The organism is Geodermatophilus sp. SMS 5-13 (genome assembly GCF_059428245.1).
The window spans coordinates 183,106-207,461 of sequence record NZ_CP165729.1; the positions used below are offsets into that span (position 1 = coordinate 183,106).

Sequence of the window (24,356 nt, forward strand, 5' to 3'; positions counted from 1 at the left end):
GGGAGAACGGCCGCACTAGGTTCGCAAGGCATGAGCGCCCGCGACGACGTCTCCGAGATCTTCGACAGCGCGGCGTGGCGCCCGGTGGAGGGCTTCGACTTCGCCGACCTGACCTACCACCGCGCCGTGGACGCCGGCGTCGTCCGCATCGCCTTCGACCGGCCCGACGTCCGCAACGCCTTCCGACCCCAGACCGTCGACGAGCTGATCACCGCCCTGGACCACGCGCGGCTGTCCACCGACGTCGGCTGCGTGATCCTCACCGGCAACGGGCCGTCGTCCAAGGACGGCGGCTGGGCCTTCTGCTCCGGCGGCGACCAGCGGGTGCGCGGCCGGTACGGCTACGAGCACGACAAGGGGCGCAGCGCGGGCCGGCTGCACGTGCTCGAGGCACAGCGGCTGATCCGGTTCATGCCGAAGGTCGTCATCTGCGTCGTCCCCGGCTGGGCGGCCGGCGGCGGGCACAGCCTGCACGTCGTCTCCGACCTGACCCTGGCCAGCGCCGAGCACGCCCGGTTCAAGCAGACCGACGCCGACGTCGGCAGCTTCGACGGCGGCTTCGGCTCGGCCTACCTCGCCCGCCAGGTCGGCCAGAAGTTCGCCCGCGAGATCTTCTTCCTCGGCGACGAGTACACCGCCGACGACGCGCACCGCATGGGCATGGTCAACAAGGTGGTGCCGCACGCCGAGCTCGAGCGCACCGCGCTGGACTGGGGCCGCCGGATCGTGGCCAAGAGCCCGACCGCTCAGCGGATGCTCAAGTACTCGTTCAACCTGATCGACGACGGCCTGGTCGGGCAGCAGCTGTTCGCCGGGGAGACCACCCGGCTGGCCTACATGGCCGAGGAGGCGGTCGAGGGCCGCGACGCCTTCCTCGAGAAGCGCGATCCGGACTTCAGCCGCTTCCCCTGGCACGTGTGAGCGGACTTTTTCGGGCTAAAGCACCACGAGGACGACGAGGAGGTCGCTGGTGATCGTCGAGGTGGTGGGCGGAACGGACGAGCGGCCGCAGGTGAAGGTCGTGGACGTCGACGACCTGACGCGGCTGCACCTGGCCCTGGGCGCGGTCACCGACGAGGAGGCCGACCAGTCCCTGCGGGACGCCGGGCTCGGGCGGCTGCCCGACTCGGAGACCGGGTTCCTCGACATCGAGGCGCTGCGGGAGGCCGCGCAGCCGCAGAGCAGCGCGCCGGACTGGCCCGAGCGGTGGCAGGGGATGGTCGCCGTCGCCCGGGACAAGGGCTGGCTCAGCGAGGACGGCGGCAGCCTGCAGGTGCACGTCGAGAGCGCCGCCGGCGCCTGAGCGACGAGGACGTCCCTGTTCCGGTTCCGTCACGTCCGGGCGACCCGTTGCGCGCGGTCATTGTGGTCACTACATCTTTGGGGCCAGGATGACCCGGTGAGCACGACCGAACGTGTCGGGAGCCGGGCGTGAGCGGCACGCCGGGGCGCCCGCTCAGCGCGGAGCTCTCCGAGCAGCTGGTCGCCGTCGCTGTCGACATCCTGGCCGAGGAGGGCTGGGGCCGGCTCAACAGCGACCGGATCGCCGCCCGCGCCCGCGCCGGGAAGGCCGGCATCTACCGCCGGTGGCCGACGATGGCGGCGCTCGCCCGGCACGCGGTCGGCCGGTTCACGCTGGTCGACCTGCCGGAGGACGCCGGCTCACTGCGCGGTGACCTGCTCGCACTGGTCGCCCCCTGGGGTGCCCCGCTGAGCCGCGAGGAGCGCGCCGCGGCCAGCCTGGTCGGCGCCGCGCGGCACGACGAGGACCTGCGCGCCGGCCTGGACCAGGCGCTGGTGCAGCCGCTGGCCGCCGCCGTCCAGGAGCTGGGCGCGCGCTCGGCCGCCCGCGGCGAGCCGATCGACAGCCGCCGGCTCGCGCTGCTGGGCTCGGTGCTCGAGGCCTTCTGGTGGCAGCGCTACACGGCGGCCGGGGACGGCGCGATGACCGAGGAGCAGGTGCAGCGGGTCGTCGATGACGTCCTCATGCCGGTCGTGGAATCGTCCTCCGAGGCCGCCCGGGTCTGACCGGAGCGGTCAGCCGGCGCGGCGGACGTCGCCCGGCCAGCCCGTGACCGCGGCCGGGCGCCCCTGCAGCGGGCCGAGCCCCTGCTCCAGCTGGACGAGCAGCCCGTCGATCAGCGAGCCGATGAGCGCGGCCGAATTCGCGGCGTCCCCCCGCTCGAGCAGCGCGGACCGCTGGCTCACGAGGAGGACGCGCGCGACCGACAGCCACGTGGCCGCGGTCAGCGCCGCCGCGGTCACCGGGTCGCCCGGCACCGGCTCCGCGGGGGCGTCGTCCGCCGTCCAGGCCTCGGCCAGGGCCTCGGCGAGCCGCTGCTCGGACTCGTTCACCAGCTGCAGTTCGCGCGTGCGCAGTGCGGGGGAGCCCTCGATCGTGGCGATGAAGCACCGCCGCTCACCACTCGCGTGCGCGCCGGCGAGCCCGGACACGACCTCGACCAGGTACTCGCGCAGCGCCCGCAGCGGCGGCACGACGGCCGGCCGGTTGCGCACCGCCGCGGCGGGGCCCTCCACCCACGGCGTGCGGCCGTCGAAGAAGAGCTCCTCCTTGGTGGGGAAGTGGTTGAAGACCGTCTGGACGGCGACGTCCGCCTCGCCGGCGATGTCGGCGATGGTCACCGCCTCGAAGCCGCGCTCGGCGAACAGCCGCTGGGCGACGGTGCGGATCTCGGCGCGGGTCCGCGCCTTCTTGCGGGCGCGACGGTCCTGAAGCTCACTCACAGTATGAAGTGTATGGACGCAAAGTATTGATCGCTGAGCGAAAGGCCTCTGATCCGTCATCAGGAGTGTGATATGGACCAGTCCTCCACGACAGAGCGCGCCCAGGTCTCGACGAGCACCGGCAGGTCGATCACGTCCAGGTCCGCGGCGACGTCGGCGATCGTCGACTGCCACGCCGCGGGACGCCCACCGGGGGCGAGGTCGAGGCCGAAGCGGGCGCCCAGCCGCTCGAGCGCCTCGGCGAGCCCGCCGTCGGCGTGCTGCAGGGCGTAGGCGTCGTCGGCCAGCTGCAGGGCGGCCGCGGCCCGCGGCTCGGCGGCCGCGTCCTCGCGCAGGCCGCGCAGCGTCACCTCGAACAATCGGGTGCAGGAGGCCGAGGCGCCGGGGTGCGGGCGGTCGTCCCCTGCGAAGGCGGCGAGCACGGCGCCGCAGCCGGGGCAGGCGACGGCGGTCGAGGAGGGGGCGGGCACCCGCCGATCCTGCCGCACCCCCGCGACCGCCGCGGGAGGGGGCCGGTCAGGATGGCCGGGTGAGGACGACTGCCGCGGTGCTGCGGGCGCCGGAGACCCAGTACGAGGTCGTGGAGCTGGAGGTGGCCGACCCGGGCCCCGGCGAGGTGCTGGTCCAGATGGCCTACGCCGGCCTCTGCCACTCCGACGAGCACCTGCGGCACGCCAACCCGGGCGGCCGGTACCCGATCGTCGGCGGGCACGAGGGCTCCGCCGTCGTCCTCGCGGTCGGCGACGGGGTGACCGCGGTCGCGCCGGGCGACCACGTCGTCACCAGCTTCCTGCCCGCCTGCGGGCACTGCCGCTACTGCGCGGCCGGCCGGTCCAACCTCTGCGACAAGGGCGCGACGATCGCCACCGGGCAGCTGCCGAGCGGGCGCTGGCCGTTCACCCTCGACGGCGAGCCGCTCGGCGGGTTCTGCATGGTCGGCGCCTTCGCCCGGCACTCGCTGCTGTCGGAGTTCTCCTGCGTCCGGATCGACCCGCACGTGCCGCTGGACACCGCGGCGCTGCTGGCCTGCAGCGTGCCGACCGGCTGGGGTTCGGCCGTCTACTCCGGCGGGGTGCGGCCGGGCGACACCGTGGTCGTCGTCGGTCTCGGCGGGGTGGGCGTCAACGCCGTCCAGGGGGCGGTGCACGCCGGGGCGGCACACGTGATCGGCGTCGACCCGGTGGCGATGAAGCGGGAGTTCGCCGCATCGCTCGGCGCCACGCACGTCGTCACCGAGGCGGGGGAGGCGGCCGCGCTGGCCCGCGAGCTCTCCCGCGGCACCGGCGCGGACGTCGTCGTCGTCACCGTCGGGAAGATGGGCCCCGACGTGATGGCCGGGGCCTCGGCGTGCCTCGGCAAGGGTGGGACGCTCGTGCTGACCGCGCTGGGCGACCGCTCGCACGACGCCGACGTCACGCTGCGCGGCCAGGTGACGACGGTGTTCGAGCACCGCATCCAGGGCGCGCTGTTCGGCTCGTGCAACCCGTTCCGCGACATCCCGCTGCTGCAGCGCCTGCACGAGCAGGGCCGGCTCGAGCTCGACCGGCTGATCTCGAAGCGGTACACGCTGGAGGAGATCAACGAGGGCTACCGCGCCCAGGCCGCCGGCGAGACGATCCGCGGCCTGCTCGCCCACGCGTGAGAGGGACTTTTTCGGGCTAAAGGCCCTCCGTGGCTCCCGTGATCGCCGTCCTGGACGTCGACGGCACCCTCGTCGACTCGAACTACCACCACGCGCTGGCCTGGTACCGGGCGTTCCGCTCGCTGGGCGAGACGTTCCCGGTGTGGCGGCTGCACCGGCTGATCGGGATGGGCGGCGATCAGCTCGTGGCCGCGATCGGCGGCGAGGAGCTCGACCGGCGGATCGGCGACGAGGCCCGCAAGCGCCAGGTCGAGGAGGCCGACAAGCTCATCGGCGAGATGGCGGTGCTGCCGGGCGCCCGGGAGCTGCTGCTCGCGATCAAGGACCGCGGCCACCCGCTGGTGCTGGCCAGCTCGGGCAAGGAGCACCACGTCGACGCGTTCCTCGACCTGCTCGACGCCCGCGACATCGCCGACGCCTGGACCTCCAGCAACGACGTCGAGGAGTCCAAGCCCGCGCCGGACCTGCTGCAGGTCGCGCTGACGAAGATCGGCGCCCCGGAGGACGCCGACAGCGTCATGGTCGGCGACTCGGTGTGGGACGTCGAGGCCGCCAAGAACGCCGGGATGCCGGCACTCGTCGTCCGTTCCGGCGGCTTCGGGGACGACGAGCTGCGCGACGCCGGCGCCATCGACATCTTCGACACCCCCGCCGACCTCACCGCCGCCCTGGACCGCACCCCTCTCGCCTGAACGCGCTTTATCGCGTCAAAGCGCGCGTGCTTTCTCGCGTCAAAGCGCACGTGACGGCGGGCGCGCCGCGCTCAGCCGATGATCTCGGCCCACTGCGCCGCGTACTCCGGGACCGACGCCAACGGCGGGCGCTCGTCGACGGCGACAGGGGTGCTGCGCGGCACGAAGCCCGCCCCGTCGTGCCGGAACTGGGTGAGCAACCCGTGCGCGCCCCGGACCGGCGTGCGGGCGAGCACGGTCGAGACGACCTGCCCGGCCATGGCGCCGAGCGCCTCCTGGCTCTGCGAGGTGTGCCGGCGCACGCCGAGGTCGACCTGGGCGAGCGCGCCGAGCCCGTGCCGCTCCAGCAGGTCGACCAGCAGCCCGACCTCGACCCCGTAGCCGGACACGAACGGCACCTGCTCGAGCGCCGCGCGCCGGCCCGCGTACTCGCCGCCGAGCGGCTGCACGAAGCCGGCCAGCTCCGGCCACAGCGCGTTGAGCAGCGGGCGCGCGGTCAGCTCGGTGACCCGCCCGCCGCCGGCCGGCTGCTCGACGCCGCCGACCGCCAACGGCCGCGTGTAGCAGCCCTTGACGTAGACCACCGACGGGTCGGTGAGCAGCGGGGCCAGCAGACCGGGCACGTAGTGGCGGACGTCGCCGAGCAGGTCCGCGTCGAGGAAGACGACGAGGTCGCCGCTGGTCGCGGCCAGCGCCTTCCACAGCGCCTCGCCCTTGCCGGGGCGGGTGCCGTGGCCCGGCAGCACGTCGGTGGTCGCGACGACGTCGCCGCCCGCGGCGCGGGCCACGGCGGCGGTGTCGTCGGTGGAGTCGGAGTCGACGACGAGCAGCTCGTCGACGAGCGGGACGCGGCGGACCCAGTGCTCGTGCAGCTCGGCAACCAGCCCGCCGACGGTCGCGGCCTCGTTGCGGGCGGGGAGGACGACGCTGACGCGATGGCCGCCGCGCCGCTTGGCCCGCAGCAGGGCGGCGGGGTCGAGGTCGCCGAGGGAGGTGGCCGACGACGTGCGGTGCTCGAACCAGGCGCGGGCATCGGGTCGCATCGGCCCACTCTCGGGGACGATCCCGTCTCGCCGCCACGTGGGCGCGGCCCTGTTCACCTGTTCGTCACGGACGCGGCGGGATTCGTGCCCTCGCTGTGACCTGGGCTCAGACAGGGGCGGTCGCCTCGCGCAGCGCGGTGGGGCTGTCCGGGCCCACGGTCGCGCCCTCACCGGTCGGCTGCGGATGGCCGAGGTCGGTCAGCCAGCCGCGGAACACCCGGTGCAGCTGCTCGGCGCCGACGACGTCCCCCGGCGCGGCGAACGCCCGCGGGTGCACCACGAACCCGCGCTGCTGCGGGCCGCCGAGGCCGCCGTGCGACCCGACGTGCGGCTCGAACGGCGACGCCTCGTCGGTCTCCGGGTCGTACCGGCTGTTGATAACCACGTCGGGGCAGTGCGGGAAGGACGACGTCCGCGCGACCAGCGCCGGCGCGTACGGGCCGTACGGCGCCAGCGGGTCGCTGCCGATCACCTCGCCGGTGGCGATCCGGTGGATGCCCTCGCGGCCGAGGACGACGGGGCCGTGCTCGACCGTCTGCACGAGCAGGAACCCGACGCCGTCGTGGTCGACCAGGCCGGGCAGCAGGTCGGGCCAGTGCAGCTCGATCTCCTCCAGCGGCACCCGGCCGGGGATGCGGGGGAACGACACCATCGCCGTGTGGCCGGAGACGGTGCAGACCACGCCGGGGGCCACGCGGGTGACCTTCTCCGGCCCGGCGTCGCGGTGCTCCGCGTGCTCGGCGGACTCCCCGCGCTCCACCCGCTCGCGCAGCCGCCGGGCGATCGGGCCGCCGGACTCGGCCAGCGCGGAGGTGACCTGCCAGCCCTCGGCGGGACGGCGGCTCGACGCCGGCCGCGGCAGCGCCTCCTCGGCCGGCGGCACCCCGCCGCACAGCCGCCCGACCAGCTGCTCGATCGACTCGCCGAACCGGTCGGCGAACGCCCAGCCCTGGGTCAGGCCGTGGTCGGAGAGGCAGACGAGGTGGTACTCCCGCGGCGCCAGCGAGGTCGCGCGGTGCAGCCGGCCGATCTGCTGGTCGATGCTGCGCAGGACCTCGAGGGAGTCGAAGCGCTCCACCCCCGAGTGGTGGCCGACCTCGTCGTAGCCGAGGAAGTCCGCGAACACGACGGCCCGCCCGGCGAGCATGTCCTCGATCAGCGCCGAGACGACGACGTCGCGGGTGATGACCGTGGTCGCCGGCCGGGCCAGCGGGTAGATGCCGCCGCGGGAGACCCGCGGCCGCACGTCGGCCCGCCGCTCCCGGGCCGCGGCGCGCAGCTCGCGTACCACCTCGACGACCGAGACGCCGAGCGTGCGCAGCGCGTTAACCGGGTTGGCGAAGTAGGCGTAGTAGCCGGTGCCGACCCGGTCGTGGGCGCGCCGCGCCCGCCGGGAGGACCGCGGCACCACGTGCGCCAGCGAGCTCATGGTCAGGGTGACGTGCGCCGCGTCGCCGGTGAACAGGCTGCCGTGCGCGGCGCCGTCGCCGGCCAGCAGGCCGCGCCCGTCGGAGTGCCGGCGCTCGATCTCGGCGGCGTCCATCGGGCGGGCCGCGGCCAGCACGTGGTCGGTGTCCTTCTCGTACCAGCGGAACCCGAGGATGTCGTGGTTGGAGCCGTGCAGGATGCCGCACACGCTGGCCGCGGTCTGCGAGCTCCAGTCGGTGTGCCAGCAGCTCAGCACGTGACTGCCCGAGCGCAGCCAGCCGGCGAGCGTGGGCATCAGCCCGTCCCGGACGGCGCGGCGCACGGTGTCGTGGCCGAGCCCGTCGATCTGCAGGAACAGCACACCCGGCGGGGCGGGGTCCCGGCCGGCGGAGCGGGCGGCGCGGCGGCGGGCGCGCCGGAAGAACACCTCGTCCTCGTCGACCGCGAGCACGCCGCTGATGACGCCGGCCACCGCGGCCATCGCCAGCGCGACGACCACCGCCGTCCCCAGTGTGGCGACGACGACGCCGGGGATGGCGAAGGAGATCGCGAGCACGCCGGCGCCCATGAGCACGAACCCGCCCAGGCCGAGGGTGAAGAAGGCCAGCGGCAGCGCCACCCGCATGACCAGCGGCCAGACGACGGCGGCGAGCACGCCGAGGATGAGCGCGAGCACCGGCGGCTGCCACCACGAGCCGAGGGCGAACTCGGCCATCCCCGCGTCGAGGGCGATCAGCGCGCCGGTGGCGACCGCCCAGGTCAGCAGCACGCGGGCGAGCGTGCGGCCGGTCTGCAGCAGCCGGCCGTCGCCCCCCGGGGCGCTCACGGGGTCGGCTCCTTCTCCCGCTCCGCCCGGCGCCTGCGCCGGCGGGTGACGACCAGGTTGACCAGGCCGCTGACGAGCAGGATCAGCACCGCGGCGATCAGCGTGGCGATCAGCGGGTTGTCGAACAGCCCGCCGGAGGCCACGCCGAGCAGCGAGTAGGCGACCGCCCAGAGGAAGGAGGCCAGCAGCGCGGCGGGCACCAGCCGCCGCCAGGGGTAGGCCAGCGCGCCGGCGGCCACGAGCACCGGGATCCGCCCGGCGGGCAGCAGCCGGCCGACGACGACGATCTGCCAGCCGTGCCTGCGGAACTGCCCGCGGACCTCCTCGATCCGGTCGGCGTGCTGTCCCCGCGACACCCAGCGCACCGCGGACGGCCCGCCGAACCGGCAGATGCCGAAGGTGACCAGGTCGCCGGCGAGCGCCGCCGCCATCGAGACCAGCAGCACCAGCGGCAGCGAGAGGTCCCCGCTGCTCACCGCCACGGCCGCGGCCGCGCCGACCACCGCGCCGGTCGGGACGACGGGCACGATCGAGCCGAGGAACACGCCCCCGAACAGGACCGGATAGCCGAGGGACGACGCGTCGGTCCAGCCGGCGGCGAGCGCGCTCATGTCGCCGTCACCGCTCGCGGCACGGGCTCGCCGGGCTCGACGTGCACGACCCTCGTCGGCAGCCCCCGCCGCGCGACCGCGGCGGCGAAGGTGCGCGGCGGCTCGACCAGGGCCCGGCGCATCCGCCGCCGCAGCCTGGGCAGCAGGTGGCTGCCGCCGAACGCGAACGTGCCCCAGTGCACCGGGACGGCGATCCGCGGCCGCAGCCGGGCGACCGCCTCGGCCGCGCGCACCGGGTCGAGGTGGCCGTGGCCGAGGTTCGGCCCCCAGCCCCACACCGGCAGCAGCGCGACGTCGATGCCCAGGCCGCCGAGGAAGCTCATCGAGTGGAACAGGTCGGTGTCGCCGCTGGCGTAGACGGTGCACCCGTCGGCGCGGATCAGGTGGCCCATGGCGCGGGTCTGCGGCCCGTGCTCGAGCCGCGGCCCCCAGCGGTGGCCGCTGTGCCGGGCGTGCACGCCGGTGATCGTCAGGTCGCCGTCCCGGAGGGTCTCGCCGGGCGCGAGCTCCTCGACGTGCGCGAGGCCCTTGCCGCGCAGCCAGGGGCCGGCGCCGCGTGGCGCGACGATGCGGACGTCGCCGAGCATGCGCAGCGAGGGCAGGTGCAGGTGGTCGCTGTGCAGGTGGGAGAGGAGCACCAGGTCGACCCCGGCCCAGGAGGCGGCGTCCGGCGGCGGGACGACGCGGCGCAGCGGGCCGATGCTGGGGGTGAGGACCGGATCGGTGAGCACCGTGCGGCCGGCCAGCTCGACGCGCACCGTCGAGTGGCCGAGGAAGTGCAGGTCCGGGTCGCTCACGCCCGCCAGTATCCAGCGGCCCACCGACGCTCCGGATCCGGCGATCACCCCATTTCCCCTGATTCCGGGGGGCCAAAATGGCCATTTTGGCCCCCCGGGAGCGGTCAGGACAGGAGGGCGGGGGTGGCCAGAAGGGCGGCGACCTCGGCGGCGGTCAGGTCGGTCGGCGCGACCCGGCCCGCGACGAACTGCGCGCCGGCGGCGAGGGCGCCGTCCCGCGCCTCCGGGGTGTCCACGCCGTCGGCGACGGCGGTGATGCCGAACTCGTCCGTCGTCCGCACGATCGCGGCCAACACCCGCAGGGCGCGCGGCAGGTCGTTGCGGACGGCGAGGGTGGCGACGTCCACCCGGACGACGTCGAGCGGGACGCGGGCGAGCAGCGCGAACAGGCTGTGCCCCATGCCGTAGCCGGTGAGGCAGAGCCGGACGCCGCTGCCGCGGACGGTCTCCAGCGCGGGCAGCAGCCCGGCCGGCGAGGTCAGCAGCGTCTCCTCGGTGAGCGTGAGGGTCAGCCGGGACGGCGCCAGCGCGGCGGCGTCCAGCGCGGCGGCGATCTCGGTGATCACCAGGTCGCCGGGCAGCTGGCTGGCCGGCAGGCGCAGGACCAGCCCGACGTCGCCGTCCATCGCGGCGATCTCCCGCGAGGCGCGGCGGATGCCCCAGCGCTGCACCTCGAGCAGCAGCCCCTGCCGCTCGGCGAGCGCCCACAGGTCCTGCCCGTCGATCCGGCCCAGCTCCGGGTGCAGCCAGACCGCCCGCGCCTGCACGTGCGCGACCCGGCCGTCCGGGGCGGTCGCCGCGTCGTAGCGCAGCTCCAGCTCCCCGGCGGCGAGGGCGGCGGCGAGGTCGAGGCGCTCGTCGTGGGCGGCCGCGGACTCGCCGGCGACCCGCACGCACCCCTTGCCGGCCCGCTTGGCCGCGCGCAGGGCGGTGTCGGCCTCGCGGAAGGCGACCTGCCCGCCGGCGACGCCGATCCGGGCCACGCCGACCGACGCGCCGACCGCGAACGAGCGCTCCCGCGTGCGGTGCGGCAGGGCGAGCGCGTCGACCACGCGCTGGGCGACCTCGACCGACTCGTCGAGGGTGCCGCTCACCAGGACGGCGAACTCGTCGCCGCCGAGGCGGGCCACCAGGTCGTCCTCCCGGATGACCGTGGACAGCCGGCGGGCCATCTCCACCAGCAGCTGGTCGCCGGCCTCGTGCCCCGCGACGTCGTTGACCGCCTTGAACCCGTCGAGGTCCAGCACCAGCAGGCAGCGCTCGCCGGAGTCGGCCGGAAGGGCCAGCTCCTCGAACAGGTGCGCCCGGTTGGGCAGCGCGGTGAGGTGGTCGGTGTAGGCCATGCGCTCGAGCTCGCGCTCGCGGCGGCGCCGGGTGGTCACGTCGCGCAGGTGCAGCACCCGGCGGCTGCCGGGCCGCTCGGACGACGTTGCCTCGAGCTCGCGGTCTCCGACGCGGACGTGCAGCTCCGGGCCGTCCGGGCGCAGCAGCGCGGCGGCCACCAGCTCCCGGTCCTGGGGGTGCACCAGCCCGGCGAGCGGCACGTCCTCGGCGTCGCCGGCCACGCCCAGCATCGCGCGGGCGGCGGGCGAGACGAACAGCAGGCGCAGCTCGTCGTCCACGATCGCGACGCCGTCGGAGCTGGACTCGACCAGCTCGCGGAACTCCTCCTCGCTGCGGACGAGGTCCTCGGTGACCTCGCCGTCCTCGCGGATGCGCAGCACCAGCCGGACGGCGAGCAGGCAGAAGACCGCGGCGACGCCCAGTTCCGCGCCGCGGGTGAGCGGCTCGTGCTGCAGGACGGACAGCGTGAAGGCCACCGGCAGGGTGAGGACGGCGGCGACGAGCAGCACCAGCCCGACCGGGCTGACGCGGGCGGCGGAGGCGCGGGCGCTGCGGTCGTCGAAGGTGTCGGGCGCGCGCCGGGCGGCGAGCACGGTGGCCTGCAGCGCGAGGGCGACGGCGAGGTCGGAGCCCGCGGTCCACAGGGCGGACGGCGCGACGATGGCCATCGCCTCGCAGCACGCGGCCGCCGCCTGCAGCGCCACCGCCAGGACCATCGTGGTGACCGCGCGGCGCAGCGGCGCGGTGGAGACGGTGCACAGGGCGGTGCCGATGCCGAGCATGGCCGCCGCGTAGCCGCCGTAGGTGAGGACCAGCGAGCGCAGGTCCTCGGGCGCGCCCACCGGGTTGACCAGCGGGGTGCGCAGCACCTCGGTGACGACGAGCAGGGCGGTGGTGACCATCGCGCCGTCGACGACCAGCGCGCCCCAGCGGGTGCGCCGGACCCGCCGCACCAGCAGCGCGCAGGTCACCAGCGGGGTGGTGGCGCCGAGGAAGAGCAGGACGTCGTCGACGCCGAACCCGTCGAACTCCGGGCCGGGGAAGGAGCCGGCCAGCAGCTGGGCGACGGCGAACAGCGTCGCGGCGACACCCATCAGCCGCCACGGGCGGCCGGCGGCGCGGGACATGCTGCGGCTGCGGCGGAACAGCGCCCACGCCGAGCTCGCGGCGATGCCGGTGAGGACGAGTTCGTCCCACTGCATGCCGGTGCCGTCGGGCGCGCTGAAGGGCACCGCGGCGGCCAGGCCGAGGACGCCCAGCAGCAGGGTCCAGCAGACGCCGCGCGGGAGGCGGGTGCCGCGCGCGTCGTCGCCGGACTGCCCCGGACGGGGCGCAGTGCTCACCCAACGGTCGTCGGAACCGGCCGGTGCCGGCTGGAGGGTGGGTGGCGGCCGTTCACCCGAAAGAGGAGCGGCGACGGTGTGCGTGTTCGGCGCACTTCCGCGCCGGACATGCGCCGAAGACGCACATCGTCCGGCGGCGCGGGACGGCGGGGCTCAGGGGAGCGGCAGCGGGGCGCGCGGCGCGGGAACGCCGGCGGGCAGGCGGGTCGACGGGGTCCGGCCGCCGTGCGCGACGGCGCGGCCGACGACGGGCGCCACGAGCACCGCGCACGCGGTCCAGGCCAGCAGCACGAGCAGCCAGGTCATCCACCGGCGGTGCCCCTGCCGGCACGGACCGAAACCGGACGACGACGGTTCGTGTCCCGATGATCCATTCGCGCGGCCGGGAGGGCGCGGTCACCATCGGCGCATGATCCTGGGGGACGAGCTGCGGGAGGCGACACCGCGGTCGCAGCGGACCGAGAGCCGGCCCGCGCCGGCCGCCGACCTGCGCGCGATGGCGCTCCACCTGGAGACCGCAGCCGCCCTGGACCTCAAGGCCCACCGCGCCACCGACCCGGAGCAGATCGCCACCCTGCGCCGCCGCGCGGAGCAGCGCCGGCGGCAGGCCGCCCGCATCCGCGCCCGCCTCGCCGCCGAGGGCGCCGCCGTCCCCGAGTAGCCCCGCCACGGGGGCCGCTCCGTGCCTGGTCGTACGACCAAAGTCCTTGAAGTCTCAGCCAGCATTGGGGGTAGTGAACCGGCCGGTATCGGCGCAGCGTGTTCCTCGTGGGCACGAGGAGGTGCGAGCCATGCCGTGGTGGGTCTGGGTGCTGATCGCGTGGTTCGTCCTCGCGATCGCCGCGGCCCTCTTCTTCGGGGCCATGGCCGACACCGTCAAGGAGCGTGAGCGCGCCGGCCGGCTGCCCCGGGGCGACGGCGAGGAGGGGTCCTTCCACGATGTGGCCTGAGGTGTACGCGGACGCGACGGACGGCGTTCGCCCGATCGTTCCCGCCCCGTCATCGCCCGCGGGCACGGTGCCGGCGTGATCCTCGTACTGCTCGGGGCATGGTTCGGCGCCGCGGTGCTCACCACCGCGGTCTTCTCCCTCATCACCCGCGGCGGCGTCCTCGAGGACCGCGCGCGGGGCCACGTGCCCCCCGGGAGCTGACCCCGAGCGGTCGTCGGCGTGCCGTAACCCGGCAGCGGTGGCAGGCTCGGTGACGTGAAGACCTGGCTCGACGCATGGCCGGTGTACCGCCAGCTGACCGGCAGCGACCCCCTCGGCCGCGGCAAGGCGGCACGCAGCAAGGCCACGGAGAACGTGGTGAGCCGCACCGCCACGGCCGACCGCGTCGTGCAGAGCGTCTGCCCCTACTGCGCCGTCGGCTGCGGGCAGCGGGTCTTCGTCAAGGACGAGCAGGTCGTGCAGATCGAGGGCGACCCGGACTCGCCGATCAGCCGCGGCCGGCTGTGCCCGAAGGGCAGCGCGAGCAAGCAGCTGGTCACCAGCCCGACCCGGGTGACGACGGTGAGGTACCGCCGTCCGTACGCGACGGAGTGGGAGGACCTCGACCTCGACACGGCGATGGAGATGATCGCCGACCGCGTCCTCGAGGCCCGCCGCAAGGGCTGGCAGGACACCGAGAAGGGCCAGCGCGTCAACCGGACCATGGGGATAGCGAGCCTCGGAGGGGCGACCCTCGACAACGAGGAGAACTACCTCATGAAGAAGCTCTACAGCGCCCTGGGCGCGATCCAGATCGAGAACCAGGCGCGCATATAGCACTCCTCCACGGTGCCCGGTCTGGGTGCCTCGTTCGGCCGTGGTGGCGCAACCAACTTCCTGGAAGACCTGGCGAACTCCGACTGCATCGTCATCGAGGGTTCGAACATGGCCGAGTGCCATCCGGTGGGCTTCCAGTGGGTCGGTGAGGCCAAGGCGCGCGGCGCCAAGGTCGTGCACATCGACCCGCGGTTCACCCGCACCAGCGCGATCGCCGACCTGCACGTGCCCCTGCGCATCGGCAGCGACATCGCCTTCCTCGGCGGGCTGATCAAGTACGTGCTCGACCACGAGCTGTACTTCAAGGAGTACGTGGTCGCCTACACCAACGCCGCGGCGCTGGTGAGCGAGGACTTCGTCGACACCGAGGACCTCGACGGCCTCTACTCCGGCTTCGACCCGGAGAGCCGGCACTACGACGAGGAGAGCTGGCAGTACGAGTTCGAGGAGGGCGAGGACTCGGCCGGCAAGGGCGGCGAGATGCACCCCGACGTCCGGGGGTCCGGCCGGGCCGAGGCGGCCGGCAGCGGCGGGCCGCCGATCCCGGCCAAGCCCAAGCGCGACGAGACGCTGCAGCACCCGCGGACGGTCTTCCAGATCCTCAAGCGGCACTTCGACCGCTACACGCCGGAGATGGTCAGCGAGGTCTGCGGCATCGAGCCCGCGGTCTTCGAGCAGGTCGCTCGGTGGGTGACGGAGAACAGCACCCGCGACCGGACGACGGCGTGGGTCTACTCGGTCGGGTGGACGCAGCACAGCGTCGGCGCGCAGTACATCCGCACGTGCTCGATCCTGCAGACGCTGCTGGGCAACATCGGCCGGCCCGGCGGCGGCATCATGGCCCTGCGCGGGCACGCGAGCATCCAGGGTTCCACCGACATCCCGACGCTGTTCAACCTGCTGCCCGGCTACCTGCCGCAGCCGCACGCGAAGCAGCACCAGACGCTCGACGACTACGTCGCCGACGCCGAGGGCAAGGTCGGGTTCTGGGGCAACAAGCGGGCCTACGCGGTCAGCCTGCTCAAGGCGTGGTTCGGCGAGCACGCGACCGCCGCGAACGACTACTGCTTCGACCGCATCCCGAAGATCGACGGCGACCACAGCTCCTACCGCACGGTCGCCGACATGATCGCGGGCAAGGTCCGCGGCTACTTCCTGGTCGGGGAGAACCCCTCGGTCGGCCACCCCAACAGCAGGATGAACCGGTTCGGGCTGGCCAACCTCGACTGGCTCGTCGTCCGCGACCTGCAGATGATCGAGTCGGCGACCTTCTGGAAGGAGGCCCCGGAGATCGAGACGGGTGAGCTGGCCCCCGAGACGATCGGTACCGAGGTCTTCTTCATGCCCGCCGCCACGCACGTGGAGAAGGAGGGCACCTTCACCCAGACGCAGCGGCTGCTGCAGTGGCGGCACAAGGCGGTCGAGCCGCCGGGCGACGCCCGCAGCGACCTGTGGTTCTACTTCCACCTGGGCCGGATCCTGCGTGAGCGGCTGAAGGACTCCACCGACCCACGCGACCGGGGGCTGCTCGAGCTCACCTGGGACTACCCGACGCTCGGCGAGACCGCCGACCCGGACGCCCAGGCGGTGCTGCGCGAGATCAACGGCGTCGGCCCCGACGGCAAGGCGCTGAGCTCGTACATGCAGCTGAAGGACGACGGGTCGACGACGAGCGGCTGCTGGATCTACTGCGGCGTCTACGCCGACGAGGTCAACCAGTCCGCCCGCCGCAAGCCCGGCCGCGAGCAGGGGCCGGTCGCGCTGGAGTGGGGCTGGGCCTGGCCGCTCAACCGCCGGATGCTCTACAACCGTGCTTCGGCCGACCCCGACGGCAAGCCGTGGAGCGAGCGGAAGAAGTACGTCTACTGGGACGAGGACGCCGGGGAGTGGACCGGCGCCGACGTCCCCGACTTCGAGCCGGACAAGCGGCCGGACTATGTGCCGCCGGAGGGCGCGCAGGCGCAGGCGGCGCTGGCCGGCAACGACCCGTTCGTGATGCAGGGCGACGGCAAGGCGTGGCTGTTCGCGCCGTCCGGGCTGGTCGACGGGCCGATGCCGACGCACTACGAGCCGGCCGAGTCGGTGGTCGAGAACGCGTTCTACAAGCAGCAGTCCAACCCCACGCTGGAGCTGATCGAGGGGCCCTGGAACCGCGCGAACCCGAGCCGCAGCGACGTCTTCCCGTTCGCCGTCACCACCTACCGGCTGACCGAGCACCACACGGCCGGCGGGATGAGCCGCACCCTGCCCTACCTCGCCGAGCTGCAGCCGGAGTTCTTCGTCGAGGTCAGCCCCGAGCTGGCGGACCTGCGCGGGCTCACCAACGGCGAGTACGCCACGCTGATCAGCGCACGGACGGCGGTGGAGGCGAAGGTGCTGGTCACCGAGCGGGTGCGGCCGATCCGGCTGCGGGACGGCACCGTGGTGCACCAGATCGGCATGCCCTACCACTGGGCCTACAGCGGCATCTCGACCGGCGACTCGGCCAACGACCTGCTGGGGATCGTGCTCGACGCCAACACCCACATCCAGGAGTCGAAGGTGTCGACCTGCGACATCCGGCCGGGCCGGCGTCCGCGCGGGCGGGAGATGCTCGAGCTCGTGGAGTCCTACCGGCGGCGGGCCGGCGTGCAGTCCGGCGTCGTGGGCCTGAACGGGCGCGCCCCGGTGGAGGCCTCGACCGGCGAGGAGACGATGTGAGCCCGATCAGCTCGGCGAGCCCGACCTTCACCGGCAAGGACCCGCGGAACCGGCTGTTCGGGCCGTTGCCGGACGTCCAGGGCGAGGCGGGCTACGACGGCGACCACCCGGCGCGGGTCGGCTTCTTCACCGACACCTCGGTCTGCATCGGCTGCAAGGCCTGCGAGGTGGCGTGCAAGGAGTGGAACACGCTGCCGATGGACGACTCGCACGGCAAGCGCGACGTCATCGGGCTGTCCGGCATGTCCTACGACAACACCGGACAGCTGGGCGCGAACACCTGGCGGCACGTGGCGTTCATCGAGCAGAGCCGCACGGTCGACCTGCCGATGCCCACCCTCGGCCGGCCCGGCGACACGCGGCGGGACGGCGGACCCTCCCCGGCCAACGGGCACGAGGACAGCCAGGCCGACGCCCAGCAGTCGGTGCTCAACGCCGAGGCGCTCTCCGAGTACGACCCGCAGACGACGCAGAGCGGCAGCGACACGCAGATCCGGTGGCTGATGAGCTCCGACGTCTGCAAGCACTGCACGCACGCCGGCTGCCTGGACGTCTGCCCGACCGGCGCCCTGTTCCGCACCGAGTTCGGCACCGTCGTCGTCCAGGGCGACATCTGCAACGGCTGCGGCTACTGCGTGTCGGCCTGCCCCTACGGCGTCATCGAGCGGCGCAAGGACGACGGCCGGGCCTTCAAGTGCACGATGTGCTACGACCGGCTGACCGACGGGCTGATGCCTGCCTGCGCGACCGCGTGCCCCACCCAGTCGATCCAGTTCGGCAACCTCGACGAGCTGCAGGCGCGGGCCGACGCCCGGCTCGAGACGCTCAAGAGCCAGGGCGTCGAGACGGCGCGGCTGTACGGGCGCGACGAGAACGACGGCGTCGGCGGCAACGCGGCGTTCTTCCTGCTGCTCGACGAGCCGGAGGTCTACGGGCTGCCGCCGGACCCGATCGTGACCACCCGCGACCTGCCGGCGATGTGGCGGGCGGCGGCGAAGGGTGCGGCGATGGTGGTCGGCGTGGCGGTGTCCGCCGTCCTGGCCTCGTGGCGGCGCCGGTGAGGGCCAAAATGGCCATTTTGGCCCTTCTGGGGATGACCGCGGGCGAGTGGCGGCAGGCCGACCGCGGGCCGGCGCGCCGGCGCAGGAGCGGCCGCGGGCGAGGGGCCCGCGGCGAGGTCTCGATGGTCGACGACGTCGAGTTCACCTCCTACTACGGGCGTCCGATCCTCAAGCCGCCGGTGTGGAAGAGCCCGGAGGTGCCGCTCTACCTGTTCCTGGGCGGCGCGGCCGGGTCGGCGTCGGTGCTCGGCGCGCTCGGGGAGTTCACGAAGCGGCCGACACTGACCAAGGCGGCGCACCTGCTGGCCGGCGGGGGCGCGCTGGCCTCGGTCGGGCTGCTGGTCGTCGACCTCGGCCGGCCGGAGCGGTTCCTGCACATGCTGCGGGTGTTCAAGCCGACGTCGCCGCTGTCGGTGGGGTCGTACATCCTCTCGCCGTTCAGCGCGCTCACCGTGGGGACGGCGGGGCTGCACCTGCTCGGCTGGTTCCCGGCGCTGCGCAAGATCGCCGCGGTCGGCGCCGGCGTGCTCGGCGGGCCGATGACGACCTACACCGCGGTGCTGCTGGCCAACACCGCCGTCCCGTCGTGGCACGCGGCGGGGGAGGAGCTGCCGTTCGTCTTCTCCGGCTCGGCGATGGCGGCCGGCGGCGGCATCACGATGGCGTTCTCTCCGGTGGCCGAGGCCGGGCCGGCGCGCAAGATGGCCGTCGCCGGCGCGGCGATCGAGCTGGCCGCGATGCACCGGGTGGAGAACGGGCACGGGATCGTCAGCGAGCCGTACCACGAGGGGCGGGCCGGCACGTTCCTGCGCGTGGCCAAGGCGTGCACCGCGGCCGGCGCCGGGCTCACCGTGCTGGCTGGGCGGTCCCGGGTCGGCGCGGTCGCCTCGGGTGCGCTGCTGGCGGCCGGCTCGCTGCTCACCCGCTTCGGCGTCTTCGACGCCGGCGTGGAAAGCACCAAGGACCCGAAGTACACCGTCGTCCCCCAGCGCGAGCGGCTCGCCGCCCGCGAGAACGGGCACGCGCCGACGGTCACCCGCTGACGATCAGGCGACGCCGCTGTCGACCGACTGCTGCCAGGCCATCTCGTAGACGATCGCCCGCTTCTCGGTGTCGTCGAAGCGCACCTTGCGCCCGCGGTGGCCCTGCTCCGCGCCGGACTCCCCGTAGGAGCCGCTGCGGTACCAGTCGCCCTTGGCGGTGAGGAACCACGACCGGTCGTGGTAGTCGGGGCCGGCGAACGGCCAGCCCGACAGCCGCTGCAGGCCGCTGCGCTTCGTCTTCACCCGGTCGCAGATCTGCGGCAGCACGGCGAGACACAGCGCGGTGAAGTCCGCGGCGGACAGCCCCCGGAGGACGTCGGCCGCCGACCGGATCTCCTGCTCCGTCCGCGGCTCGTCGACGTAGAGCAGCCCCAGGGCGTCCTCGGCGGAGAGCTCCAGCCGGGTGTGGCGCTGTCGCCGGCGCTCGGCCTCGGCGGCGGCCACGGCCTCGCGGATGCGGCGTTCCTCGGCCGCGGCGGCCGCCCGCTCCTGCATCCGGGCGCGGGCGAGGTCCCGGTCGCACACCCGCCAGCCGCGCCACAGGTCGGAGTGGTCGCCGCACACCAGCCGGGTGCACTCCGAGCACTCGCCGAGCGCGGGAGCGCCGCAGCGGCACAGCGCGGGGCCGGAGTCGTCGGCCCGCGCCTGCAGGTAGATGGTGCTGCAGCGCACGCCGGGGGCCGGCTGGGCGCCGCCGACGCCGACCAGCTCGTCGACCGCGGCGACGGCGTCGCAGCGCCAGTAACCGGGCAGGAGCTGGGTGCGCGCATCCGTCGCCCCACAGGTGGGACAGGGCATGCCGGAGAGGCTAGGGGCGTTGCCGGCCGACCGGCCCGGAACGGGAGTGTGTCGCAACCCGCCGGGCACGTCCGTCACAGGAGCCACGACGGCGTCAGTTGCCGACCGGCTCCGCCGGGGGCTCCGGCTCGGGCGCGGGGTCCCCGGTGACGGGGTCGCCCACCACCGGCGGGTCCGCCCTCGGCACGTCGGGGTCCGGCTGGGACGACGTCGGCGGCTGGTCCTGGGGACTCGCCACGGCGTCGTCGTCCTCGCGCGAGGGGACGACGACCGGCGCGGGGACGACGACCTCCGGCGCGCTCGGGACCGGCTCGGCGGGCGCCTCCTCCACGGCGGCGCTGCGCTCGGCGGCCGGGCGGGCGGCGCGGACGACCGGGGCCGAGGTCGCGGGCGTTGCAGGCGTGGTGGTCGCGGCGGCCGGGCTGCGGGTCGCGGGCGCCGTCGCGGGGTGGGCGGCGGACGGGGCCGTCACGGGCGCGGAGGTCGTCACCGGGGCGTCGGCCGCCGCGGTGCCCAGCCAGACGAGCGAGCGGCCCAGCACCGGCAGCAGGCCGATGGCCACCAGCGCCAGCAGCGGGGCGAGCCAGGCGCGGCGCGACCCGCCGTCCGTCCCGATTCGCGCCACGTCCCCACGCTAGGCAGGACGGCGGCCGGGAGCGGGCAGGCCGCAGAACGCCTGCGACGGCTGGGACCGCAGGGGAGGACGCGGCGCGCCGGCCCGTGACCCCGCCGTCCTAGGACGACGGGGTCACGGTCGTTCCGGCGCGCGGGAGCTGCCCCGTGGTCGGCTGCGCATCGACGCCGGGGAACGAGGGAGGGAAGTCGCGGGCGTGCGGAATCCCGGGGCGACTGCTGCACCCCGGCTCGTCGGAGAGCAGAGTTACCCAGGCCGTTCGGCCGGGCAACCGCGCCGGCGTACCCCGCCGAGGGGACAAGCCCGGACGGCTGGGACAGGAGTGCCCGCAGTCGGCCCTCGGGGAGGAGTCGCGCGGTGCGCCCCCTTGCGGACGGCGACGTCCGTCACGAATCTGCCCCGGAACGTCGGACGAGCCGACGACAGGAACCGAAACGGGGACGCCATGTCCACCCCTCCGTACGACCCGACCACCCCGCAGACCCCGCCGCCGGCGCAGGACTACGGCCAGCCGGACTACGGCCAGCCGGACTACGCCCAGCAGGCCCCGCAGGGATACGCCGCGCCGCAGGGTTATGCCCCGCAGGGCTACGCCGCCCCCGTGCCGCAGCCCTACGGCTACGCCCCGGCGCCGCAGGCGCCCGGCAACGGGATCGGCGTCGGCGGCTTCGTGACCGGCCTGGTCGGCCTGGTCCTGTGCTGGGTGCCGTGGTTCGGCATGATCCTCGGCCTCGTCGGTGTCGTGCTCGGCGCCGTCGGCATCTCCCAGGGCAAGAAGAAGGGCGCCCCCACGGGTCTGGCGATCGCCGGCCTCGTCTGCGGCATCCTCGCGGTGCTCGCGTGGCTTCTCCTGCTGACCTTCGTCCTCTCGGTCGCCTCGTCGGTCTCGACGTTCTGACGATCGCTTCGGCCGCAGGCGCGGGCCGGCGTCCCGGTCGCTCGACGACCGGGCCGCCGGCCCGTCGTCGTTCCCGGCCCCGGTGCGGTCCCGCGGGACGCACGGGCCGCTTGTCAGGCGGGAGCCGGGTCCCCACTGTGAATCATGGCGTCGCCGGCGCCGGTATCCCTCAGCACGAGGAGCTGTCATGAGCAGCGACCAGCACGGCTTCAACCCGGACCAGCCGCCCTCCCGCGAGCCCGGCGATCCGCTGCCCTCCGGCTCCGGCCAGCCGTCGTACGGCGCCGGGCCGCCCGGTGGCGGACCGCAGTACCAGGCACCGCAGCAGCCGCAGTACCAGTCCGCGCCGCAGACCACGCCGTACGGGCAGCAGCCCGGCTACGCGCCCACCGCGGGCTACTACGCGCCCCCGGCACCCACCAACGGTCTGGGCGTGGCCGGGTTCGTCACCGGCCTGGTCGGGCTGATTCTGTTCTGGCTGCCCTGGGTCGGTTTCGTGCTCGGCCTGCTCGGGGTCGTGCTCGGCGGGGTGGGCATCGCGCAGGGCAGGAAGAAGGGGATGAGCACGGGCCTGGCCATCGCGGGCCTGGTCTGCGGCCTGATCGCGGTGATCGCCTGGCTCTTCGTGGTGGTCGCGGTGACGTCGTCCTTCTCGTATTGACCGTCCCCGCTGCCCCGGAGGGGTGCCGGCAGGCCTCAGCCGCTTGCCAGGCGGCGCACAGGTCCGCACTGTGAACCAGGGCGTCGCCGGCGCCGGATCCGACGGGGTGAGGAGCTGACGTGAGCGACCAGTACGGGACCAACCCGGAGGAACCGAAACGCCCCGAGGACGGCGTGCCGCCGTACGGGGCCGGCCCGGGCTGGGGCGCGCCGCAGGGGCCGTACTCCCCACAGCCGCCGTCGTACCAGCAGCCGATGCCGTACGGGCCGCCGCCGGGGTACGCGCCGGGGGCCTATCCGGTGTACGCGCCGGCGGCCCCGGCCAACGGCGTCGGCATCGCCGGCTTCGTGACCGGGTTGGTGGGCCTGATCCTGTCCTGGGTCCCGATCCTCGGTTTCCTGCTGGCCGGCACGGGCATCGTCCTGAGCGGCGCGGGCATGTCGCAGGCGAAGAAGACCGGGGCCAGCAGCGGCCTGGCGATCGCCGGCCTGGTCTGCGGGATCATCGGCGTGATCCCCGGCCTGATCGTCCTCGTCGCGTTCCTCTCGGCGTCCCGCTTCTGACGAAACGGGCCTGACCTGCGGCCCTGACGCGCCGGAGTACCTGGTCAGCGCTTAGGCTCTGGCCGCCTGCCCTCGGGGGGACCAGCGGTCACGGGGAGGACGACGAAACAGGAGCACCGATGCCACAGCCCGAGCTCAGCTGGGGAGCCGCGACCGATCCGGGGCTGCGGCCGGAGAACCAGGACCGGTTCCTGGTCGCGCCGCCGGTGTTCGCGGTGGCCGACGGCATGGGCGGCCACGTCGGGGGCGCCCAGGCGAGCGAGCACGCCGTCACTCGCCTGGCCGAGATCGCGGGCAGCCCCACCGTCGGTGTCGACGCGATCCGCACGGCGCTCGAGCGGGCGGACAAGGACATCATGGCGTTCGGGGAGGCGGTCGAGGCCGCCACCAGGCCGGGGACGACGGTCGCCGGGCTGGCGCTCACCGAGCACGAGGGGACGCTGTGCTGGGCGGTGTTCCACATCGGGGACTCGCGCATCTACCGGTGGACGGGGGAGGGGCTGGAGCGGGTCAGCACCGACCACTCCGTCGTCCAGGCGCTGGTAGACGCCGGCGCAATCACCGAGGAGCGCGCGCTCACCCATCCGCAGCGGCACATGATCACCAAGGCCCTCGGCTTCGGCGACCGCGGCGAGCCCGACTTCACGCTGCTGCCCGTGCAGGCCGGCCAGCGCTTCCTCGTCTGCTCCGACGGCCTCACCGGCGAACTGAGCGACGAGCGGATCGCCCAGCTGATGGCGATCGACACCGACGACCAGGTTCTCGCCGACCACCTGGTCGCAGAGGCCACCCACGGCGGCGCCCAGGACAATGTGAGCGTCGTCGTCGTCCGCGTGCGCGCCGACGGCGAGGCGTAGCAGCATCTCGACGGCGTTGCCATCCCGCCCTTGCCGGGATCGGCGGCTTCCGGCGTCGAGGACAGGCTCCGAGGAGTGACCGACGAGTCGCCGAAGCGCGGCACTACCGCCGGAGATTCCACTGGCACCGCTCGGTCAGCGCCTGATCGGCAATTGAGGGTCGGCGCCGAGCAGTCGGGCTTCTGGTCCCCGCCGTCTTCCCGGGCTGGTCTTGAGCCTCGCCGATCAGCTGGTCGCTATGGCAGGTCCCGCCTTCGCACAGCAGGTACTCCTGCGTACACGCCGTTCGGCTCAGTACTCCTGGTGACGACAGCCCCAGCGGCGATCACGCAGCCGGCTCCGATGTGCACGCCTCCGAGGATGGTGGCGCCCGCCCCGATCCAGGTTCCGTCACCTACGGTGATGCATTTCTGCACCAGCGCCCCGGCGCGACGGATCGACCCGCCCATTTCATGATCGTTCGACATGAATTTGACGCCTGCGCTGACGTTGCAGTTCTTTCCGATCGAGATCGGACCTCGATCGAAATAGCAGTCATGGTTGATGTAGCTATTTCGCCCGATTCTTACGTCGAGCCCCCTGAAACGACTACCTGACTCCAGCAGCACATCCGCCACGGGCAGGCCGACGAGAATCATGGCGATGCGTCGAGCTCGGCCTGTGAGCAGTTCAGACCTTGACGCCGCATTGACCACGAGTAGTCGGACTCCGTTCAACACTCGCCGAGTATCCCACGACCTCAATGTCGGCCTCGCCTGGATCTCACCCTTCCAGGGTGAGGAAGTCAGCGCTAGGCGTCGCTGATCAGGCAGGAGTCCTCGCGACGGGCGGCAGGGTGAACAGCGCGTGGGCGCTCGTCTGTGAGCAGTCTGTGTCACCAAATGGCGCCGGATGCCTCCAAAGA

At 74.0% G+C, this 24,356-nt stretch carries 27 protein-coding genes; 16 read left to right on the plus strand and 11 right to left on the minus strand.

Annotation, left to right across the window (positions count from 1 at the left end):
- Positions 1–30: 30 nt before the first annotated feature.
- From AB3388_RS00875 to AB3388_RS00885, 3 genes are all read left to right on the plus strand, one after another.
- A complete protein-coding gene (locus tag AB3388_RS00875; protein WP_495408868.1) occupies positions 31–921 on the plus strand; it encodes a 1,4-dihydroxy-2-naphthoyl-CoA synthase in 891 nt (296 codons plus the stop codon).
- Positions 922–970: 49 nt separating this feature from the next.
- On the plus strand, positions 971–1,303 hold the full coding sequence (locus tag AB3388_RS00880) for a hypothetical protein (protein WP_495408869.1): 333 nt from the start codon (positions 971–973) through the stop codon (positions 1,301–1,303).
- Between the two features lie 128 nt (positions 1,304–1,431).
- Entirely contained in the window at positions 1,432–2,028 is a 597-nt protein-coding gene (locus AB3388_RS00885) for a TetR-like C-terminal domain-containing protein (RefSeq protein WP_495408870.1), read from the plus strand.
- A 9-nt stretch (positions 2,029–2,037) separates the two neighbouring features.
- On the opposite strand, the gene AB3388_RS00890 is transcribed toward AB3388_RS00885, so the two are convergent.
- Positions 2,038–2,745: a TetR/AcrR family transcriptional regulator gene (locus tag AB3388_RS00890; RefSeq protein ID WP_495408871.1), complete on the minus strand. Its 708-nt coding sequence runs from the start codon at positions 2,743–2,745 to the stop codon at positions 2,038–2,040.
- Positions 2,746–2,804: 59 nt separating this feature from the next.
- Positions 2,805–3,215 (minus strand): DUF5946 family protein, encoded by a 411-nt coding sequence (locus tag AB3388_RS00895; RefSeq protein ID WP_495408872.1) that lies wholly within the window; start codon positions 3,213–3,215, stop codon positions 2,805–2,807.
- A 59-nt stretch (positions 3,216–3,274) separates the two neighbouring features.
- On the opposite strand from AB3388_RS00895, the gene AB3388_RS00900 reads away from it, so the two are divergent.
- Together AB3388_RS00900 and AB3388_RS00905 are read left to right on the plus strand one after the other, a co-directional pair.
- Positions 3,275–4,387: a Zn-dependent alcohol dehydrogenase gene (locus tag AB3388_RS00900; RefSeq protein ID WP_495408873.1), complete on the plus strand. Its 1,113-nt coding sequence runs from the start codon at positions 3,275–3,277 to the stop codon at positions 4,385–4,387.
- 29 nt (positions 4,388–4,416) lie between these two features.
- Complete coding sequence (locus AB3388_RS00905; RefSeq protein ID WP_495408874.1) at positions 4,417–5,079, plus strand: HAD family hydrolase; 663 nt, start codon at positions 4,417–4,419, stop codon at positions 5,077–5,079.
- A gap of 71 nt (positions 5,080–5,150) precedes the next feature.
- On the opposite strand, the gene AB3388_RS00910 is transcribed toward AB3388_RS00905, so the two are convergent.
- The 6 genes from AB3388_RS00910 to AB3388_RS00935 all read right to left on the minus strand — a co-directional run bounded on the left by AB3388_RS00910 (position 5,151) and on the right by AB3388_RS00935 (position 12,777).
- Positions 5,151–6,122 carry a glucosyl-3-phosphoglycerate synthase gene (locus AB3388_RS00910; RefSeq protein ID WP_495408875.1) on the minus strand — a complete coding sequence of 324 codons (972 nt, stop codon included), beginning with the start codon at positions 6,120–6,122 and terminating at the stop codon, positions 5,151–5,153.
- 106 nt (positions 6,123–6,228) lie between these two features.
- A complete protein-coding gene (locus tag AB3388_RS00915) occupies positions 6,229–8,376 on the minus strand; it encodes a phage holin family protein (RefSeq protein ID WP_495408876.1) in 2,148 nt (715 codons plus the stop codon).
- The gene (locus tag AB3388_RS00920; RefSeq protein WP_495408877.1) at positions 8,373–8,987 is read right to left on the minus strand and encodes a DedA family protein; all 615 of its coding nucleotides are present in this window, start codon (positions 8,985–8,987) and stop codon (positions 8,373–8,375) included. The genes AB3388_RS00915 and AB3388_RS00920 overlap by 4 nt, the downstream gene beginning before the upstream one ends.
- Positions 8,984–9,784: an MBL fold metallo-hydrolase gene (locus AB3388_RS00925; RefSeq protein ID WP_495408878.1), complete on the minus strand. Its 801-nt coding sequence runs from the start codon at positions 9,782–9,784 to the stop codon at positions 8,984–8,986. The genes AB3388_RS00920 and AB3388_RS00925 overlap by 4 nt, the downstream gene beginning before the upstream one ends.
- Positions 9,785–9,888: 104 nt before the next feature.
- Positions 9,889–12,471 (minus strand): diguanylate cyclase domain-containing protein, encoded by a 2,583-nt coding sequence (locus AB3388_RS00930; RefSeq protein ID WP_495408879.1) that lies wholly within the window; start codon positions 12,469–12,471, stop codon positions 9,889–9,891.
- Between the two features lie 153 nt (positions 12,472–12,624).
- Positions 12,625–12,777, minus strand: a complete 153-nt coding sequence (locus tag AB3388_RS00935; protein WP_495408880.1) for a hypothetical protein — start codon at positions 12,775–12,777, stop codon at positions 12,625–12,627.
- Between the two features lie 103 nt (positions 12,778–12,880).
- Here AB3388_RS00935 and AB3388_RS00940 point away from each other — a divergent pair, with 103 nt between their 5' ends.
- The 7 genes from AB3388_RS00940 (at position 12,881) to nrfD (ending at position 19,041) form a co-directional block, all read left to right on the plus strand.
- Positions 12,881–13,132, plus strand: coding sequence for a hypothetical protein (locus AB3388_RS00940; RefSeq protein ID WP_495408881.1), 252 nt, complete (start codon positions 12,881–12,883; stop codon positions 13,130–13,132).
- Positions 13,133–13,262: 130 nt separating this feature from the next.
- On the plus strand, positions 13,263–13,421 hold the full coding sequence (locus AB3388_RS00945; RefSeq protein WP_495408882.1) for a hypothetical protein: 159 nt from the start codon (positions 13,263–13,265) through the stop codon (positions 13,419–13,421).
- A gap of 75 nt (positions 13,422–13,496) precedes the next feature.
- Positions 13,497–13,622, plus strand: a complete 126-nt coding sequence (locus AB3388_RS00950) for a hypothetical protein (protein ID WP_495408883.1) — start codon at positions 13,497–13,499, stop codon at positions 13,620–13,622.
- A 54-nt stretch (positions 13,623–13,676) separates the two neighbouring features.
- A complete protein-coding gene (locus AB3388_RS00955; RefSeq protein WP_495408884.1) occupies positions 13,677–14,237 on the plus strand; it encodes a hypothetical protein in 561 nt (186 codons plus the stop codon).
- Positions 14,238–14,249: 12 nt separating this feature from the next.
- Positions 14,250–16,937 (plus strand): formate dehydrogenase, encoded by a 2,688-nt coding sequence (fdh, locus tag AB3388_RS00960; protein ID WP_495408885.1) that lies wholly within the window; start codon positions 14,250–14,252, stop codon positions 16,935–16,937.
- A complete protein-coding gene (locus AB3388_RS00965; protein ID WP_495408886.1) occupies positions 16,934–17,998 on the plus strand; it encodes a 4Fe-4S dicluster domain-containing protein in 1,065 nt (354 codons plus the stop codon). The genes fdh and AB3388_RS00965 overlap by 4 nt, the downstream gene beginning before the upstream one ends.
- A 32-nt stretch (positions 17,999–18,030) precedes the next feature.
- Positions 18,031–19,041, plus strand: a complete 1,011-nt coding sequence (gene nrfD / locus AB3388_RS00970; protein ID WP_495408887.1) for an NrfD/PsrC family molybdoenzyme membrane anchor subunit — start codon at positions 18,031–18,033, stop codon at positions 19,039–19,041.
- 3 nt (positions 19,042–19,044) lie between these two features.
- On the opposite strand, the gene AB3388_RS00975 is transcribed toward nrfD, so the two are convergent.
- The gene (locus AB3388_RS00975; protein ID WP_495408888.1) at positions 19,045–19,839 is read right to left on the minus strand and encodes a hypothetical protein; all 795 of its coding nucleotides are present in this window, start codon (positions 19,837–19,839) and stop codon (positions 19,045–19,047) included.
- Positions 19,840–19,933: 94 nt separating this feature from the next.
- The gene (locus AB3388_RS00980; protein WP_495408889.1) at positions 19,934–20,464 is read right to left on the minus strand and encodes a hypothetical protein; all 531 of its coding nucleotides are present in this window, start codon (positions 20,462–20,464) and stop codon (positions 19,934–19,936) included.
- A gap of 454 nt (positions 20,465–20,918) precedes the next feature.
- Between AB3388_RS00980 and AB3388_RS00985 the strand changes: the two genes are divergently transcribed.
- The 4 genes from AB3388_RS00985 (at position 20,919) to AB3388_RS01000 (ending at position 23,452) form a co-directional block, all read left to right on the plus strand.
- On the plus strand, positions 20,919–21,371 hold the full coding sequence (locus AB3388_RS00985; RefSeq protein WP_495408890.1) for a DUF4190 domain-containing protein: 453 nt from the start codon (positions 20,919–20,921) through the stop codon (positions 21,369–21,371).
- 187 nt (positions 21,372–21,558) lie between these two features.
- A complete protein-coding gene (locus AB3388_RS00990; protein WP_495408891.1) occupies positions 21,559–22,032 on the plus strand; it encodes a hypothetical protein in 474 nt (157 codons plus the stop codon).
- 119 nt (positions 22,033–22,151) lie between these two features.
- A complete protein-coding gene (locus AB3388_RS00995; protein WP_495408892.1) occupies positions 22,152–22,595 on the plus strand; it encodes a DUF4190 domain-containing protein in 444 nt (147 codons plus the stop codon).
- A 119-nt stretch (positions 22,596–22,714) separates the two neighbouring features.
- Positions 22,715–23,452, plus strand: coding sequence for a PP2C family protein-serine/threonine phosphatase (locus AB3388_RS01000; protein WP_495408893.1), 738 nt, complete (start codon positions 22,715–22,717; stop codon positions 23,450–23,452).
- A gap of 236 nt (positions 23,453–23,688) precedes the next feature.
- On the opposite strand, the gene AB3388_RS01005 is transcribed toward AB3388_RS01000, so the two are convergent.
- Entirely contained in the window at positions 23,689–24,090 is a 402-nt protein-coding gene (locus AB3388_RS01005; protein ID WP_495408894.1) for an acyltransferase, read from the minus strand.
- Positions 24,091–24,356: the final 266 nt, after the last annotated feature.

Excerpts from the sequence above, each read along its gene's own strand:
- AB3388_RS00875 (WP_495408868.1), top strand. The coding sequence starts at position 31 with ATGAGCGCCCGCGACGACGTCTCCGAGATCTTCGACAGCGCGGCGTGG.
- AB3388_RS00910 (WP_495408875.1), bottom strand. The coding sequence starts at position 6,122 with ATGCGACCCGATGCCCGCGCCTGGTTCGAGCACCGCACGTCGTCGGCC.
- AB3388_RS00920 (WP_495408877.1), bottom strand. The coding sequence starts at position 8,987 with ATGAGCGCGCTCGCCGCCGGCTGGACCGACGCGTCGTCCCTCGGCTAT.
- AB3388_RS00935 (WP_495408880.1), bottom strand. The coding sequence starts at position 12,777 with ATGACCTGGCTGCTCGTGCTGCTGGCCTGGACCGCGTGCGCGGTGCTC.
- AB3388_RS00940 (WP_495408881.1), top strand. The coding sequence starts at position 12,881 with ATGATCCTGGGGGACGAGCTGCGGGAGGCGACACCGCGGTCGCAGCGG.
- AB3388_RS00945 (WP_495408882.1), top strand. The coding sequence starts at position 13,263 with ATGCCGTGGTGGGTCTGGGTGCTGATCGCGTGGTTCGTCCTCGCGATC.
- nrfD (WP_495408887.1), top strand. The coding sequence starts at position 18,031 with ATGACCGCGGGCGAGTGGCGGCAGGCCGACCGCGGGCCGGCGCGCCGG.
- AB3388_RS00975 (WP_495408888.1), bottom strand. The coding sequence starts at position 19,839 with ATGCCCTGTCCCACCTGTGGGGCGACGGATGCGCGCACCCAGCTCCTG.
- AB3388_RS00985 (WP_495408890.1), top strand. The coding sequence starts at position 20,919 with ATGTCCACCCCTCCGTACGACCCGACCACCCCGCAGACCCCGCCGCCG.
- AB3388_RS00990 (WP_495408891.1), top strand. The coding sequence starts at position 21,559 with ATGAGCAGCGACCAGCACGGCTTCAACCCGGACCAGCCGCCCTCCCGC.
- AB3388_RS01000 (WP_495408893.1), top strand. The coding sequence starts at position 22,715 with ATGCCACAGCCCGAGCTCAGCTGGGGAGCCGCGACCGATCCGGGGCTG.
- AB3388_RS01005 (WP_495408894.1), bottom strand. The coding sequence starts at position 24,090 with ATGATTCTCGTCGGCCTGCCCGTGGCGGATGTGCTGCTGGAGTCAGGT.